Source organism: Phormidium sp. CCY1219, from assembly GCF_035615515.1.
Taxonomy (GTDB): Bacteria; Cyanobacteriota; Cyanobacteriia; order Cyanobacteriales; family Laspinemataceae; genus CCY1219.
This window is the reverse complement of sequence record NZ_JAJENT010000409.1, coordinates 1-16,745: the sequence shown is the minus strand read 5'-3', so window position 1 is coordinate 16,745 and position 16,745 is coordinate 1. Positions and strand designations below refer to the sequence as shown.

The 16,745-nt window shown below is 48.8% G+C and carries 14 protein-coding genes and 1 pseudogene; 5 read left to right on the top strand and 10 right to left on the bottom strand.

What is annotated here, in order from left to right; all coding sequences use genetic code 11:
• Window positions 1–390: 390 nt before the first annotated feature.
• Both LKK83_RS09100 and LKK83_RS09095 read left to right on the top strand, forming a co-directional pair.
• On the top strand, window positions 391–1,134 hold the full coding sequence (locus LKK83_RS09100) for a HEAT repeat domain-containing protein (protein WP_324630762.1): 744 nt from the start codon (window positions 391–393) through the stop codon (window positions 1,132–1,134).
• A 137-nt stretch (window positions 1,135–1,271) separates the two neighbouring features.
• The gene (locus tag LKK83_RS09095; RefSeq protein WP_324630761.1) at window positions 1,272–1,712 is read left to right on the top strand and encodes a GNAT family N-acetyltransferase; all 441 of its coding nucleotides are present in this window, start codon (window positions 1,272–1,274) and stop codon (window positions 1,710–1,712) included.
• A gap of 12 nt (window positions 1,713–1,724) precedes the next feature.
• On the opposite strand, the gene LKK83_RS09090 is transcribed toward LKK83_RS09095, so the two are convergent.
• From LKK83_RS09090 to LKK83_RS09080, 3 genes are all read right to left on the bottom strand, one after another.
• Window positions 1,725–2,981, bottom strand: a complete 1,257-nt coding sequence (locus LKK83_RS09090) for a hybrid sensor histidine kinase/response regulator (protein ID WP_324630760.1) — start codon at window positions 2,979–2,981, stop codon at window positions 1,725–1,727.
• Window positions 2,978–3,415, bottom strand: a complete 438-nt coding sequence (locus LKK83_RS09085) for a response regulator (protein WP_324630759.1) — start codon at window positions 3,413–3,415, stop codon at window positions 2,978–2,980. The genes LKK83_RS09090 and LKK83_RS09085 overlap by 4 nt, the downstream gene beginning before the upstream one ends.
• Window positions 3,416–3,571: 156 nt before the next feature.
• On the bottom strand, window positions 3,572–5,884 hold the full coding sequence (locus tag LKK83_RS09080) for a PAS domain-containing protein (protein ID WP_324630757.1): 2,313 nt from the start codon (window positions 5,882–5,884) through the stop codon (window positions 3,572–3,574).
• Between the two features lie 348 nt (window positions 5,885–6,232).
• Between LKK83_RS09080 and LKK83_RS09075 the strand changes: the two genes are divergently transcribed.
• Window positions 6,233–8,056, top strand: a complete 1,824-nt coding sequence (locus LKK83_RS09075; protein ID WP_324630756.1) for a glycoside hydrolase family 10 protein — start codon at window positions 6,233–6,235, stop codon at window positions 8,054–8,056.
• A 177-nt stretch (window positions 8,057–8,233) separates the two neighbouring features.
• Here LKK83_RS09075 and LKK83_RS09070 read toward each other — a convergent pair whose 3' ends face one another.
• From LKK83_RS09070 to LKK83_RS09040, 7 genes are all read right to left on the bottom strand, one after another.
• Window positions 8,234–8,992 (bottom strand): HIRAN domain-containing protein, encoded by a 759-nt coding sequence (locus tag LKK83_RS09070; protein WP_324630755.1) that lies wholly within the window; start codon window positions 8,990–8,992, stop codon window positions 8,234–8,236.
• A complete protein-coding gene (locus LKK83_RS09065) occupies window positions 8,986–9,900 on the bottom strand; it encodes a hypothetical protein (RefSeq protein ID WP_324630754.1) in 915 nt (304 codons plus the stop codon). Before LKK83_RS09065 ends, LKK83_RS09070 begins: the two co-directional genes overlap by 7 nt.
• Before the next feature lie 156 nt (window positions 9,901–10,056).
• Window positions 10,057–10,305: a WD40 repeat domain-containing protein gene (locus LKK83_RS09060; RefSeq protein ID WP_324630753.1), complete on the bottom strand. Its 249-nt coding sequence runs from the start codon at window positions 10,303–10,305 to the stop codon at window positions 10,057–10,059.
• On the bottom strand, window positions 10,277–10,675 hold the full coding sequence (locus tag LKK83_RS09055; protein ID WP_324630763.1) for a WD40 repeat domain-containing protein: 399 nt from the start codon (window positions 10,673–10,675) through the stop codon (window positions 10,277–10,279). The genes LKK83_RS09060 and LKK83_RS09055 overlap by 29 nt, the downstream gene beginning before the upstream one ends.
• Before the next feature lie 271 nt (window positions 10,676–10,946).
• Window positions 10,947–12,050 (bottom strand): hypothetical protein, encoded by a 1,104-nt coding sequence (locus LKK83_RS09050; protein ID WP_324630752.1) that lies wholly within the window; start codon window positions 12,048–12,050, stop codon window positions 10,947–10,949.
• Window positions 12,051–13,418: a GTPase gene (locus LKK83_RS09045; protein WP_324630751.1), complete on the bottom strand. Its 1,368-nt coding sequence runs from the start codon at window positions 13,416–13,418 to the stop codon at window positions 12,051–12,053. It lies immediately after the preceding gene.
• A 473-nt stretch (window positions 13,419–13,891) separates the two neighbouring features.
• Window positions 13,892–15,097 (bottom strand): M48 family peptidase, encoded by a 1,206-nt coding sequence (locus tag LKK83_RS09040; protein WP_324630750.1) that lies wholly within the window; start codon window positions 15,095–15,097, stop codon window positions 13,892–13,894.
• A gap of 332 nt (window positions 15,098–15,429) precedes the next feature.
• On the opposite strand from LKK83_RS09040, the pseudogene LKK83_RS09035 reads away from it, so the two are divergent.
• Together LKK83_RS09035 and LKK83_RS09030 are read left to right on the top strand one after the other, a co-directional pair.
• Window positions 15,430–15,675 (top strand): annotated as a pseudogene (locus LKK83_RS09035) (DUF1830 domain-containing protein); the annotation flags it as partial.
• A 211-nt stretch (window positions 15,676–15,886) separates the two neighbouring features.
• Window positions 15,887–16,648 (top strand): HAD family hydrolase, encoded by a 762-nt coding sequence (locus LKK83_RS09030; protein WP_324630749.1) that lies wholly within the window; start codon window positions 15,887–15,889, stop codon window positions 16,646–16,648.
• Window positions 16,649–16,745 lie beyond the last annotated feature (97 nt).

The window sequence follows — 16,745 nt, the reverse complement described above, 5'->3', positions numbered from 1 at the left end:
ATAACCATTGCGCTAATCGGTATGTTTTTTTTCCATAGCTGGAATTGGACTAGGGATAAATAACCATTGCGCTAATCGGTATGTTTTTTTTCCACCGATCGCGTGGTGGTGGTGAAATATAGCAGGTCTGTTGCTTGATGAGATCCGCAGCCGAATAGTCCCAACCTTGAAATGCACCTCCGAGGTAAAAAATTCGTTACCTCACCCATATGAGAACTGCTATAGACAATTTCACCCGAGGGGGAACCGCAACCAAGGGATAAACCCGCCAGACTTTTCGCGGTGAAGGGGACTTCGGAGACAGACGGTACTTGGCCAAACCATGCGGTTGATTCGGATCCCCAAACGGTGCAGGGTATCAATGAATGGGATTTATGGTAAAGTGGCAGTATGTACGATAACGACCTGAGCGAACTCAATACCGACGCCGAACTAGAAAGCCCTCTAGATCGTTGGGAGGAATCAGAACCCTCCAAGCCGGATCCAGAGGAAATGCTGCCGTTGTTGGAGTCTCCCGTACCCCAACAGCGGATGATAGCCGCACGGGCATTTTGCGAAGTCCAGGACGATCGCGCCATCAAGCACCTGATTTTGATGTTAAAAGACCCTTGTCCCTTGGTGCGGGTGAGTGCGGCTTATGCTCTCGGACGCAATACCAGTCCGGATGTGGTCGAACCTTTGATTGAAGTCCTCAACTGCGATTGGAATGGTTACGTCCGCAAAGGAGTAGTCTGGGCGTTAGGAAATTGCCGCGATCGCCGTGCGTTAGCTCCCCTAGTGGATGCCCTGAAAACTGACATTCCCGCGGTGCGCCTGTGGGCCGGCAGTTCTCTCGGTCAGCTCGCCTCAGTAGGATATGATGTAGTCATCGCTGCTGTCGCGCCGCTGATTGTTGGCTTGCGACAAGACCCGGTAGCAGCCGTGCGAAGTAATTGCGCTTGGGCGATTGGGCAATTATGTCGCGAACTCCCGTCAAATGTGGTCTATGCCGGTGCGATCGATTCTTTAATCGAAGCCTTGGAAGAAGATGAAGATATGGGAGTGCGCGAAGATGCCAAATCTTCCCTGTTGCGGGTGGGAGATCCGCGCGGGTTGCAGGCGATCGAAGAATTAGAACTCGACGGCCTATTATAACCTTAAAAACAACTTTCTTTGGGGGGCACTACAAGCGCCAACCCAGAAACCCGGTGCGTTAGCGATAGGATAGCGCACCTTCTATTTTTTGTCAAGCTATTTTTTGCCAAAGGTTTAGATTTCAAGGCACATCCCACATGAACGAGATTGTTGTCACCCGCGTTACCACCCCAGAAGAACGCCGCGCCATCGAACTCATCAGACGCGCGGTTTTTCAAGTGGAACAAGGCATCGATCCGAAAATTGAATTTGATGGGTTGGATGAGTCTGCAGACCATGTTTTAGCCTATTTAAACCAAACCCCTGTGGGAACGGCGCGCATTCGCTATCTAGAGGATACGGTGGCTAAAATCGAACGACTGGCGGTATTGCTCGAAGCGAGACATCGCGGAATCGGCAAAAAATTGATGGAAAAAGCCCTGGAAGTGGCGGCGAAAAAGGGAAAAACCGAAGCCGTGATTCACGCGCAAGAATACGTGAAGCGCTTGCACGAACAGTTAGGGTTTGAAGTAGTAAGCGATCGCTTTTACGAAGCGGGAATTGCCCACATTAAAATGAAAAAATCCTTGCTAGGTTGAGTGGCGTTTTTTTCACCCTTCTGCGGCGGTTTTCTCCGGATTGACGGTGGGCAAAATTACGGTAACGGTAGTTCCTTTCCCTTGGGTACTGCGAAGGAAAATCTCGCCGTTGTGCAGCTCTACGCATTTTTTGACAATGGACAATCCCAGTCCGGTTCCGGGAATATTTCCCACATTGTTGGCCCGTCTGAAAGATTCAAATAAGTAGGGTTTGTCGGATTCTGGAATGCCGATTCCTTCATCTTTAACCTGGAATCTCAAACAATCTCGATCGCAGTTTAGGCGCCATTCTATTCTTCCTCCTTCAGGAGAATATTTTATTGCATTTGACAGCAAATTGACCGCAATTTGTCGCAGCAGGTTGCCATCGAGCCACCCTTCACTATACTCCCCTTCGGCGGTCAAGTTGAGGCTGTATTTATCGCCGACGGTGACTTGCTGTTCTTCTAGGATTTCCTGGAAAAATTCCCGCACTTGAATCGGCGATCGCTGGATTTCGAGGTTCTCCAATTGTGCTTGATTGACAAACAGCACTTCCTCTACTAACTCCGTCATGCGTTCCACCGCTCTTAAAATGTTTTGAAAATGCCGCTCTTGCTTGGAATTGTCCCATTTATGCGAATAAATTTGCAACAATTCTGTAGAGGAGGCAATGGTAGTCAGGGGGGTGCGATATTCGTGGGAAATCGTGGTAATAATGCGCGATTTTAGCTCGCTGAGTTCTTTCTCTTGCGCCAGGGATTCCCGCAGTTGAGCTTCCACGATTCGCAGTTTGTCGTTAGCTTCTTCCAGGGCTTTGGTGCGCTGTTTTACCCGATTTTCTAGGGCTTGATTGGCTTGTTCTAACTCGTCTTCTTTCTTTTCGAGCAGGTGTAAAATTTTTTCGCGCTCGATTGCATAGCGAATCGAACGCCCTAATAAATTGCCATCAAATTGCCCTTTGACTAAATAATCTTGCGCCCCGTTTTGTACCGCTTGAATGGCAACGGTTTGGTCTTCTAAGCCACTGAGAATTACAATTGGGGTTTGGGGCGATCGCGGGTAAAGTTGCGAAAGAGTTTGCAAACCGTAACTATCTGGAAGGGACAAGTCCAGCAGCACCACATCGAAGGTTTCCTCGGACAACTGCGCGATCGCCCCTTGCAAGCGCTGAACGCGAGTCACCTCGCACTGGAGTTCCTCTACCACCTCCAATAACTCGCACAGGAAATCTGCATCTCCTAAATCATCTTCTACCAATAAAATCTTCAGTCTATCGCCGTTTATCATATGCGTGGTGGTAATTTGACTATGGTAAACCAAAAACTTTCTATCGAGCGAACAATTGTGATGAAATCTTTTAATCTAATGGGTTTTTTCACATAACAATTCGCTCCCAAATCATAAGACCTTGCAATATCTTCTTCCGCATCTGAATTGCTCATAATCACCACCGGAATGGATTTGAGATTCGGATCGGTTTTAAGATCGGCTAGCACCTCTTGACCGTTTTTGCGCGGCAGGTTAAGATCCAGTAAAATCAAGTCCGGACGGATGGCATTGGCATACTTCGGTTCTTGATTCAGGTAGGCGATCGCTTCCACCCCATCTCGCACCACATTTATATTCACCTGCAATTGGGATTCCACGAAGCTTTCCTCAATCAGGTCAATATCGCCTAAATCGTCCTCAACTAACAAAATTTCCACGTTTTGACTGTTCATACCCCGGAGTCCACTTGTTTGTTTGCAGGAATCTTCCCCCTTTGCAACCCCCTAGCACCACTGCAATCCAAATCCCACCGTTTGAAGGTAGCATATTCCCGGATATTTGGCGGATTTGTGCGGTCGTTCCTCATAATTTTTTTTTATGGTGACAAATTACCCGAAGCGATCGGGAAGGGTAAAATAAAACGTCGTCCCTTCTCCCGGCGTAGACTTCATCCAAATTCGTCCTCCGTGGCGTTCCACAATTTTTTTGCACACCGCTAGACCAATTCCCGTCCCGGGATATTCTTCCCGAGTATGGAGGCGCTGAAAGATGGCGAAAATGCGCTCTGCATATTGCGCTTCGATGCCAATCCCATTATCGCAAACCGAAACGATCCAAACTTCTCCCTCAAGTTTAGCGTTAATTTCAATCCGAGGCGATTCGCGGCGACGAAATTTAATCCCATTGGCAATTAAGTTTTGAAAGAGTTGCCGGATTTGCACCGGATTCACCGCCACCCTGGGCAACTTTTCGACAACGATCGCCGCATTTTCAGCAGCGATCGCCTCGCTTAAATCCATCAGGGTGCGATCGAGTAACTCTCCCAAATCAGTCATTTCTAACACTAATTCATGGCGACCCACCCGCGAATATGTTAGCAAATCTTGAATCAGTTGTTGCATTCTGTCCACCCCATCGGTAATATAGCCGATGTATTTGTCCGCTTTCCCATCCAGTTTCCCCCGATAGCGTTCCGCAAGTAATTCAGTGAAACTATTAATTTTTCGCAGGGGTTCTCGCAAGTCGTGGGAGGCAATATAGGCAAATTGCTCCAGTTCTTGATTCGATCGCGCCAAGTCGGCATTCAGTTGCTTGAGTTGCCGTTCCGCTTCCTTGCGTTCGGTGATTTCTGTGACGATAACCCCCACAGCAGTGACCTTCTGATTCTCCCCAAAAATGGGAAAATAAGACACCAACCAATCCCGTTGAATACCCGGTTGACTCGGTACTTCCCCGGTGACTTCTGTATTTAAAATCGGTTGACCACTATCCAGTACCGCTTGCAGCATCGGTAAGATGCAAGGGGCGAGCTTCGGTATTGCTTCTTCGATAGTTTTTCCCAGATGCGCTTCTACGCTTAACCCATTAATTTCGGCTAAATTTGAATTGATTTGCAAGTAGCGAAGACGACGATCGTGGATGCACAGACCCACATTAACCGTGGACGCAGCATGAAAGAATGCAGTGAGGATTTTTTCTCGCGCTGTCAGTTCTTTTTCTAGGGTTTTGCGTTCGGTAATATCTGTGGAAATGCCGCAAATCGCATAGGGTCGATCGCTTTCGTCGCCTAGAGGAGATTTTATCGAAATATAGGTATGTAATCCGTCTACTTGCGGGACTTCTTCTTCAAACTGTAACGTTTTTACCCACTCCAGCACTTTGCGGTCATTTTGCCACAAAATTTCCGCAATTTCTTCGGGAAAAATATCGCGATCGGTTTTGCCGATGATATCGCTTTCGTTAATCCCAAATAACGTTTCGTAATGCCGATTAATCAGCAAGTAACGCCCTCGATAATCTTTTATGTAAATCACCACCGCACTGGAATTGTCTAACACTGCCCGCAGCAATTGTTGATTCTTTCGCAAGGCTTTTTCCACCGCTTTGCGTTGGGCGATTTCTTGCTGCAGTCGATGGTTATAATCTTGCAGTTGAGCAGTTCGCGCCGCCACTCGCTGTTCTAACGCTTCGTTGAGGTTTTCTCGCGCTTTTGTCGGAAGTTTTACCTCCGCACAATCCCTCATTGCATTTCCCGCTTCGCAAGTTGGGAGTAGGAACGGATTTTCTAAAATTTCTCCCCTCGGTTCTAAGGGGGCTACGGTGACGTTTTCTTCCCCCTGGGTTTTCTCCCATTGTTCCCACAATTGCGCCTGTTGAATGGCTATTCCTAACTGTAAGGCAATCTGCTGTAACAATACCTTCTGTGAATTATCCCAGCTTCGCGGTTCTTCCACTTGATGCACCATCAAAAATCCCCAAAGATGGCGGGGGGAAACGGGAAAATAAGAATTGCCAGGGGAGGAATTTTCTGGGATTAATAAAGGCACCCAGAGATGGGCGCGAACCGGGAACGGGGCGAGAAATTCTCGGTCATGGGGATCGACAGTGGGACTGTGGATATCCGCGATCGCCCTAACGCGAAAATCACCCTCGAGGATTTTTGTCTCGCAACCGCGACAATGCAGGGTTTTTCCCCGCAGAGACTCCCGGTAAGGGGCAACCGACTCTACCACCACACTCCTCCTCCCATCGCCCATGCAGCGATAAATCAGCACTCGGTCTGTTTGCAGGAGTTGGCGGATTTCTGTTACCGCTAGATGCAGAATTTCCGCTAAATTTCGCGATCGGCTTATAATCAGCGAGAGTCTGCTGGTTTGGGCGATAATTTGTTCTAGAGAAATGACGGGAGTTGGGAAATTCATAATCGGCTAACCGGGGTTAAGGTGGGCAATATTTGGCGGATGGTATGGCTTTTCAGTTGTATTGTAGAGTCAAACCTCTTTGGCGTGCAAATGCCAACCCTCATTTTGAACAAAACCCCGTCCAATGTCTCGGTTTTCTTTGCCTCTGGAATCCTCCGGGGGCAGGGGCGCGACCTAACCAGGGTATGGGGCTACCCGCCAATTTGTTATCATCAGTTTGGGGAAAAGTTTGCAGGTTATTCTATCATAATTGGCAAGGGGTTAATAGAGGAATGAAAAATCTGTTTTTTGCCGAGGGTCTCAATCCCAAATCGGCGCATTGTCTGGAATGTTGGCATGAGAAAACGAATGGTTTTAGATAGGTTTGACGTAAGTCCGTGGAAAATGGCTCGGGTGGTGGCGATCGCCTTCACCCTGACCCATTGTGTTAGCTTAAGCGCCCGCGCCCAAGGTTCTTTTAGCGATGTGCGAGGACATTGGGCGCAAACTTGCATCCAGGAATTGAAAACCCGGGGAATTTTTAACGGCTATCCCGATGGCACCTTTCGTCCCAACTTGCCGGTGACGAGGGCCGAATTTGCCACCGCGATCGATACTGCATTTGCCGATATCACCCCGGTGCGCGAGGCGCGGGAATTTGTCGATGTCCCCGCCAGGGATTGGGCACACCCTGCGATTCGCGCCGCCTATCGCACCGGCTTTCTCTCCGGATATCCCGGAGGGCGGTTTAATCCGAGGCAAAAAATTACCCGGGTGCAAGCATTGGTGGGTTTAGCCAGTGGATTGCAGTATTCGCCCAGGGGGAATAGCGAGAGCATTTTAACGGAAGTATTTGACGATGCCGAGCAAATTCCCGGTTATGCCCGCTTGGGGGTCGCCGCCGCCACGCAACGCCGTCTGGCGGTGAATTACCCCAACCCGCGCCAACTAAACGGCGATCGCTTCGCCACCCGCGCCGAAATCGCCGCCTTCCTCTGTCAAGCGCTGATGGGCTACCAGTCTCCCCTCTCTTCCGAGTATATCGCTCGCGCTCCGATTCCCATCCCCACTTCGGAAATTCGCGGCGTGTGGTTGACCAATATCGACAGCGATGTGCTATTCACTCGCCGCAATCTCTCTCGGGCGATGGAACGGTTAGCCGAGTTGAATTTTAACACCGTGTATCCCACCGTGTGGAACTGGGGATATACCCTATATCCGAGCGAAGTGGCAGAACGCGCCACCGGGCGATCGGTGCGACTCGTCACCCCCATCGACGAAGACCTCGACCCGGATTACGGCACGCGATCGCGCGATATGCTGCAAGAGGCGATCGAACAAGCCCGCGATCGGGGATTGCGCGTCATTCCCTGGTTTGAATTTGGCTTCATGGCACCGGCAGATTCCCCCCTCGCCAAACGTCACCCTCACTGGATTACCAACCGCCGCGACGGCACCCAAGTGAAAATGGAAGGTATCCATCCCCGCGTCTGGCTCAATCCCTTTCACCCCGAAGTGCAGCAATTTATCCTCGATTTAGTCCTCGAAATTGTCACCAACTACGATATCGATGGCATTCAATTCGACGACCATTTAGGCTTACCTTCCGAATACGGCTACGATGATTATACCGTAGAATTGTACAAACAAGAACACAACGGCAACCCGCCACCTAATGACCCGAAAGACCCGGAATGGCTGCGCTGGCGAGCTAATAAAATTACCGAATTCAAAGCTCGCTTGTTTCGCGCTATTAAAGACCGCAACTCAGAGGCGATCGTCGCCTTATCCCCCAATCCGCAAAAGTTTTCTTACGAAGAATTTCTCGCCGACTGGGAAACCTGGGAACGACGCGGTTTGGTAGAAGAAATCGTCCTCCAAGTCTATCGCGACGATATGGATCGGTTTATCGACGAATTGCAGCAACCGGAAGTGCAAGCAGCGCGGGAAAATATCCCGGTAGGCGTGGGCATTTTAACCGGGTTAAAGGGTCGTCCCATGCCGTTAGATATGATTCGCGAAAAAGTGGATTTGGTTCGCAATATGGGATTTGCTGGCGTGTCTTTCTTTTTCTACGAAAGTATGTGGAAATGGGCCGATGAAACTCCGGAAGAACGGGAGGCGGGTTTCGCGGAAATTTTCCCCACTCCCGCTACCCGACCCAGCGTTATTGATAATTGGGAAGGGGATTAGACGCGGTGGATTACCACAAATGCGGACGATTCAAATCCCGCATTTGTGGCAAGTGAGGTCGGAAAAAGCACTACCTGTCAGGTGGGCAACAAGTTGCCCACCCTACCCGTGAGGGAGGGGCGATCGCTTCTGGTTGTGCTGGGAGAAGCATTTCAATCGGCGCGCCCGGATAGGATATTATGTCAGTTGAGGGGCGATCGCTTCTGGCAAAGGTTGATACATCGGGCTGGAAAACGGCTCAAACTCGTTCCAATCCACTGTCAAGTGACAGAGCAACCGCATTTGCAGGGGGGCGGGTGGCGGATTTACGCGCTCTACGGTGACTGTCACCGCTTGGGGAGTTTGGCGCAGCAGGTTAAAGATCTCATCTAAGAGATATCTGGGACAATATCCTACAAGGTGGAAATCCTCTGTCCGCAACATCAAGGCGAGGCGATCGTATTCATTGTGGGCGTCGTGCATCATCAGCAAGCGCTCTCCCACTTGAAGCTGCAAGATGCGATGGTTGGTTGCTGAGGGCATATAGCGTAACCCATGCGCGCAAAAGTAGAGGTGGTAGCGTCCGCGATCGTCGGCTTCTGGATAGGGAAACAGGGCAAAATTATCGGTTAGCTTGGTGCCGCCACTGCGAGAAAGCATTGCCATCGGATGGTCTGAGCCTTCGGGAAGATTTAACCACCGAATATAATCCGGATAATCCGGACGCGATCGCCTTAAAACCCGATTGCTGAAAAAGGGAAACAATTCGGGTGATTCGTAGACTTTTTCTAAGTTAGGAAAAGACCACAATCCCGGAAAATTGGCTCGGTTGCAGGCTTCTTTTACCCCGCGAATATAAGTAAATTGGTAGCGATTGTCTGAGTAGGTTAATTGCGCGATCGCAAACCACGCGCGACTCACTGGATCTTGCCAAGCAACAAATAGTTTTTTCAACATAAATCCTCCTTCAGTGCAAGGAGCCTCCTTTGGTTGATTTCTAGGATTTGCTGAGCGAACTCAATCCCTATGCTTGAGATTCTATTCTGTGGAATTCGGTGGAACCACATTAGGGTATCGCGACTTGACACCATCGAGAGGCGATCGAGCCACACTAAAGCGGCGTTTGGATAGGTTTGCGCCGCTTCACGAAAAGCCTCAAAGGTTTTCATGGCTTTTCTATCCCCTGGATGAGCATACAGTGCAGATCTGCATTTTTCTACATAGGCAGAAACAGAGCGCTTCGTTAGTCTGTCCTGACGTTTTAAGTCAAGCAATTCGCGACCCAGACTGGAGGCGTGGTCGTAGGTGGGAGCAAGATATTTGATTGAGGGGTCTCTCGGTTGACTGATAAATCCCCAATTTTCGTGGTGGCGATCGCTATTCCCGATCCAAGCATCTAATAGCAAATATCCCACAAATGTCTCCACTGCTTTATCGATACCTGCTGGTGGTATCCAATCTGGGGGAATATTCACCATTGTAAGACTAATCGCCCTTAGTACCACATCAATCGTATGTTGCGATACTTGTGCATATTGGAACTGGGGATAGCCCGTCATCATCCCTGCTAGAATCTCATTGCCCAAAATGAGCATTCCATCTTTGGGGAGAAACGAAGGAGAAACCGTGCCGCGATTACCTCTCCAGGTTGCTAACTCAATTCTAGCATAAGGCAATCCGATAATTTCACACAATTGAGCTGCAATTTTTTCTGCCCAATCTTCTCCAGTATTGGGACGAGACTGTTTATAGAGACAGGTTCCCCACTCTGGGTCTTCAAACCAAAACTTAAATTTAGTGCCCAGTTGTTCGGGGGCTTGAGTGGCATCTGCTGGAACTTCAATCACGGGAAATGAGTTAGACATTGGCGAAATCGTAAAAATTTTTTTCGATAGTGCTGCGGCGTGGAATCGGCAGGTTTAATGACCGTTGGTTAAACCGCGCCAGCATCCACTACCGTCTTTCTCAAAAATTGCGATCGCATCAATAATTTGCACCGCCCGGAGTCGGGGAGACCAATTTCACCCGGTCGATCGCCAAATTTTAATGGTATTATCAAAACCGGCACTGGCAAGCGCCTTGGCATCGGGACTGAAGGTAACGGAACGCACCCAGGATTCATGCCCGGATAAAGTACAAAGCAGTTTGCTTTCAATCGGATGCCAAAGTTTCACCTCGCGATGGCAAGTGCCAGAGGCTAAGGTGTTTCCGTCGGGACTAAAGGCGATCGCACAATAAAAATCAATGGAATTGTCTTGCAAAATTTGCATGCAATTGTTCCCCGGTGGCAACGTTCCACAGGCGAATTGTGGTGTCCTCACTGCTACTGGCAAGCTGTTTCCCATCGGGACTAAATGCAATACAGGTTACGGTTCTTAAATGTCCGGCAAGGGTGCGAATTAACCTCTGAGTTTTCAAGTCCCACAGTTTAATTTTCGCATCGGCACTTCCACTAGCTAACATGCGATAATTAGAGGCGATCGCGACGGAAAGAACCCATCCGAAATGTCCGACAATCCTGCGAAGTTCTTTGCCCATTTTCGGGTTCCATAATTTAATCGCGTTATCTTCAGCACAACTGACCCAAATTCTCCCCTCGGGATTAAATGCCAGGGAACGAATCACGCCGGAATGACTGATTAGGGTACGAGGTTATTGTTGGGTTTTCCAGTTCCAAAGCGCGATGGTTTTATCCGCACTGGCACTGGCAAGAATCGTTTTACGCCTCCGCCGTTGCCGTAGCTTTCTCGATATCAACCGACTTCGCGTTTTTTTGTCAAATTGTTCCGAAGGTTATGAAGTGATTTGCCACCTACATACCCGGAAATGATAGAGGTTTTTTGTCATCGGCTTTTGCTCCATTTTTTTAAAAGTCATTGGGTAATTTTAATCTCTTCTTGTAAAACAAGTTTTAGGTTGGGGGGAGCTTGTTCAATTTCACTCCCGGTCGGATAAAAATATTGATGTGCTGTCCCAAATTGCGTTCGACTTTCGCAATGGTTTGTTGGATGGCTGCATCGGCAAGCGGCTCGTATTTCTCCAAGCAAAAATCAATAATTCGTTTAGCATACGCCTTATTGAGGTTGGTTTTAAAGCAGTACAACTGGCTTTTCGATGATTCTAAACAGCGCGCAAAACCTTCTATTCCCTCTTGTGATTGTACAAAGTAAAGGCTAATTTTTTTAGCAACATCAGCAAATGATTCACTAAAATACTTGTCTGTTTTTTTCAATGTTTTTTGTTTTTCAAATCCTAGGTTTTCTGAAAAAGACTCTATAATTTTTTGTACCGCCTTACACTTTTCCTCTTTGGATTGACAAATCTGTGGAATCACACCCATTGTCACACCCGCAGCAGTTAATACACCCCCTACGGTAGAAGCAACCCCTAGGCCGATTGTATCGGATATGGCCACTATAGTATCTGACATTTTCAAGAATTTTTGGCCGATAAACTGTTCACCCATTTGCTGAATAATGCGAAAACTCGTGCTGTTTGATTGGGGGACTAATTCCAATTCATTACGCACCGCTTCGAGCGCTTCGCTAACTTCTTTATTAAATTGCCCTCCGGCTTCTTTGTAGGCGGTTTTCAGTCGGGACTCGAATCGGATGCGGTTGAGTTTTTGCTCCCATCCCCGCTTCATAGCAACTTCATTAGAGTTCCAATTTTCTTTGGCAAAAGAAGGAATGGCATTCACGGCGTCTTGAAAAATTGCCTCAATCTTTACCCGTAAAGATTCCTTAACCTCCTGGGCGGTTTTTTCAATTCGTTGTTGGAGTTCTTGATGCTTGCGCTTTAGGGTTTTGCTCAACTGTTGATAGTCAGTGGTTTGGTCGATCGCCCATTGGTAAGCGGGTTCGATCGCCCCCACTGTGGAACCAAGCATGGTTTGCGATCGCCGCAGCGCTCCATGCTCAACTAATGACTCGCGGATTGAGTCGAGACAATCTTGCATCCGGCTAGCTTGAAAAAGCTTGGTTTTCTGCTTGGCGTGTTGCGGTTCTCGAGCCATCTAAGCCGCACGCAGCATCACCGGCACAATCTCAAAGGAGTTGTTGCCATAATGCGCTTTTGCATAGCAACGAATGCGCTCGATATCTCTGCTCAGACTACTATTGTATTCTTGGGAAAACGGTTTATCCGGGTTCTTTAAGAAAGACTGTAGCCGTCGAGAGTCGCGCAGGTTATATTTGACATTGAGTAAAATAATCAGCGGCTTGTCTTTTTCCTTCAGCAGCCGCAAAAACTTAAATTCGCTTTCTTTAATGCTACCAGTAGTGACGGTGTAACAGATGATATCTGCTTCTTCAATCACACTTTTTGCAATTTCTTCATCACTTTTGTTTGCCACCGGGCGCGCCGATGGCGTTTCAATTATGCGAATATTTTTCCACTCGTACACGCGATTCAGTGGGGTGCTGTGCTGTTTTCTGCCCCCGATCGCATCCCAACTTTCCCCGGTAATGATGGCTTGCAGAGTGGTTTTTCCCACCTGCGGTTTTCCCATAAAAGCAATGGTAAAATAATTGAGGGCGCGTTGTTTGGCTTCCAGTGATGCGCGCAATCTATGGACTTGTTTAAGAATTTCAGCCCTCAATTCTTGTTGGATCTGCTCCAGTTGTTGGGCGGCTTCTTGCTCTGTGCTTCCCTGACAGTTACTGCCAGTTTTGTTCTGTATTTCTCGGACAACCCCTTGCAGATTATCTGCTAAATCTAGAAGCGTCCCGGTGGTTTGCTGAAGTGCTTTTTTGGCCAATGGGAAATCTTCTTGAGAAATCGCCGCACAGCGAGCCATCGCCCGCTCGTACTCTGGCCCGGATAACAGGATTTCGCGTCGCAGATGTTCCACTTTGCGCCCTACATTGTCCGGAGCGATTTGTCCTAGCTTATCCACCAGCGATCGCGATATTAGAGAATCCGCTCCCGCAAGCAAGCGCGCACCGAACGATAATTTGTCTTTTTCCCCCTCTTTGATGTCGGATTGATTCAGAAGATGAATGTCTTCCGCTTGTTCGAGCAGTTTTTTCATTTCCCCGTCGGGCCAATTCCAGATTTGCGCCACCTGCTTTGCCATCTGGCGCTCGCTCGGGGAACAGGATCCATCGACGCAGGCAACCGCCAACATTTGCTGCATCGCCTCATATTGCAAATCGCGAGTCACCCTGTGAGCCACCAGTTCCACGCTCATCTGCCCTTGGTCTTGGGTCAATATTTTCTCCATTTCGGCGAGGGTGCCTTTTCCCACCCGGATCTGCGCGGCAAGTTCCTCTAACATTTGCTCTTCTTTCTTATGGAGCTGACCGTCCCCACAAACCATGTGCGCGAGCAGTAAGAATCGGTAGTCTAGGGATTGCTTGGCGGTTCTACTGGAATCAGACATCTCGTTCTCCGATAAGCGGTAGATATAGGAGTGGCCTAGGGCAGATATGACATTTCGCGATTCTCTTATTATCTAGCAACTCGGTGGAACCGGGGCAATTTTTGTACAAAAAGTTACATAAACCGGGAACCCGCTTGTGATGTCAGGTGGGGCAACCGCAGGCGCATGGTTCCCTCGGAAGGCGATCGCCTGCACTTTTTTGGTCACATGTAGCAAGCGCTACATTTTCTCTTGCATGTCCGAGGAGGGCAATGGTCTACTACCCATTTCCGAAAATCTCGATGCAGATGCACCGAATGTAAGTCAGAACATGACAGTGCTTTGTTTGTACATTTGGCGTTTCATCTCCGATGGGGACAAGGGAGTGCGATCTCATGACTGATATCGTGGTCGGTGGCATCAATGTCAAAAAATGCGTCCGAGTCAAGCTCGCGAAAGCTTGCCTCGGCGGTCTTTCAATCGCCCGGGTTTTGCTACTGGGACGCTAAGAGGGTTAGCCATTTATCGGCTTCGCGATACTGTTTGAAGCGTTGCTCTTCCCGGCGAAATTCTGGGGTATGCACGGTTAAGCGTCCGTTTACCCATTTTTCGCTATGTTTTTTGTGTAGCAGTTCGTGATATAAAACGAATTCTACTACAAATTGTGGCACGCGATCGCTGTCTAAACTAATGCTCATCACGATGCGATCGCGCCACCGCTCGTAATGGGCAAATTTGCGTGCGGTAAAGGCGCGATTCCAGGTTAGGCGAGGTTTTTCCATTTGCCCGTCAAAATATTCTCGATTGACTTTCTCGAATAGGGTTTCTAAATCGTAGCACTTGCCTTTCGCCGTTTCAGCCTCGGTATCCACTATCCAATCTAATTCCAGAATGGTATCTCGATATTGTTCGCACAATATGTATTGCCGAATGGTTTGGCTCAGTTCGGGGGTTTTTTCCCACAATCCGGCGGTGACTAATGCCCTTAATACTTCATCTTCGGCACTCACAAACCCTTCGTTAATATGAAGCGTTGCGGCAGAATCGGTGAGGCGACCTTTATATAAATGCGCCATGTGAATGAAATGGACGGCGATGGTTTCGCATGAATGGGCGCACAGACCCCATAACATTTTTTCGGCCATTTGTTGGCTGCGCCGAGTGGCCCTCAGATGCCGTTGTAAATTGCTCTCATCGGTTAAAAATTTCATCCAAGCGTAGATGTGGCGGGAAGGTTTTGACAAAGCGGCTGGGGTGGCATTTTGGTTGGCGCAGATTTGCTCGATCGCGGTGAGGGTTTCTTCTATGCGATCGAGTAAATTCTGGGTTTCGGATTGGCTGGGGTGGGGATTTTGGGCGAGTTTCGCGATCGCGCCTAACAACTGTTGTTGCTGATTGCGAATATTTTTCATCCGGATCGGCTTCCAGGGGGCAATCGGGGCCGTTTCCTCCACTACGGGCAAGTTGTGCAAGTCGATTTGGGTGAGAAACTGATAGGCTTTGCGCGAGGGCGTGGGCAGATGCGTCGGTCCAATATTCTCCTCGGCACAAATGCACTGAATTTGAGCAATCGTACCTGCAACAAATTCCTGAAAATCTCTTACTTCGTCTTTCGGTATCCCCGCCTGCAACCGATTTCTGGTGATTTCAGCGGCTTTGACAATTCCCCGAATCCGAATCACGCCTTTGCCTCCTGCCATTATCGGTGTCGATCCATAGCCATGAGCGTATCAGTAAAGTTACCTCTTCGGCAAATTATGGCACCCATCACCAGGGTAGAGGGCGATGAAAGTGGGGAAAGCTACCTCAATTGCTAATTCTCAATTCTCAATTCTCAATTCTCAATTCTCAATTCTCAATTCTCAATTCCTCCCCCGAGGAAAACTGAAGTGGGCGCTGTGAAGCAAAAAATTAAGAATCTTAACATAATCTTAAGAAGATTCCCAGAAAATGTAACAAAAGGTTAATATTTAAGAGACGTTGAAATTAGGGGCAGCAAGGCGCTGCGTTCTTTTACAAGAGGCTCTGAATGATGGCTTATCTCGAAACTCCCGTAACAGCTACAGATTGCTCCAGCAAACTCCTTTGTTGCTACGTGAATACCACGAACAAGATCCAGATTGTCCGCATCGCGAATATTGCCAATTGGTATTTTGAACGGGTGGTCTTCCCGGGTCAACGTCTGCTGTTTCACACGGATCCCGAGGCAGTGCTGGAAGTGCATACGGGGGGGGTATCTGGTGCGATTCTCGCGGATACGATTCCGTGCGATCGCCTGGTTTGTGCTTAGGGGAAACGGCGTGTAGTGGTTGCACAACACCGTTTTTGGCTTTGGCGACCGCTAGTTGCTGGTTAAGCACTCAGGGTGTCATCAGATCGCGCTGCTGCTAAAATGAGTTCGCTCTCAGACCACAGATAACGCTCATTAACACGGAGAAATCTGTGAAAATGGGTGTTATCTGTGGTTCATTATTAGAAGAGGCTCGACCGTGACCGAACTTCGCGCTCTGATTTTTGATGTGGATGGCACCCTTGCCGAAACCGAACGGGATGCTCATCGTCCCGCGTTTAATCGCGCTTTTGCCGATGCGGGTCTAGATTGGAATTGGTCGGTAGAGTTCTACGGCAAATTGCTCGAAGTTGCCGGAGGCAAAGAACGCATCCGCCATTATATAGAAAAGTATCAGTCTAATTTTCCTTTGCCAGGGGATTTAGATGGGTTTGTTGCCGAGTTACACGCTGGGAAAACGCGACATTTTCGGCAGTTGGTCGGCGATCGCATTGAGCCAAGAAAGGGGGTGAGGCGGTTGCTACAGGAAGCGAGAGAGGAAGGAATGCGTCTGGCGATCGCGACGACTTCCGCCCAGAAAAACGTAGAAGCATTGTTAAAAAGAGCGATCGCGCCGGAGAGTCTTTCCTGGTTTGACGCGATCGGGGCCGGGGATATGGTAGCCGAGAAAAAACCCGCACCAGATATCTATCACTACGTCTTAGAAAAGTTGAATTTACAGCCAGAAGAATGCCTTGCGATCGAAGATTCCCACCAAGGTTTATTGGCAGCACGCAGCGCCGATCTAACCACCATTATTACACTCAATGACTACACTCGTAACCAGGATTTTTCCGGTGCCGCACTGGTTCTCGATAGTCTTGGCGAACCCGATGCCCCCTTTACCGTCCTCGCCGGAAATGCCGATGACGCCACCTATTTCGATTTAGCCTTGGCAAGGCAATTACACCGTGGGGTATAAATCCTTCTCCCCTACCCTTCTGGTAAATTAACCCCATGTACGACAACATCTGCAAATTCCTCGCCGAACAGTTTAGCCGCGATTTTGCCAGTTGGTT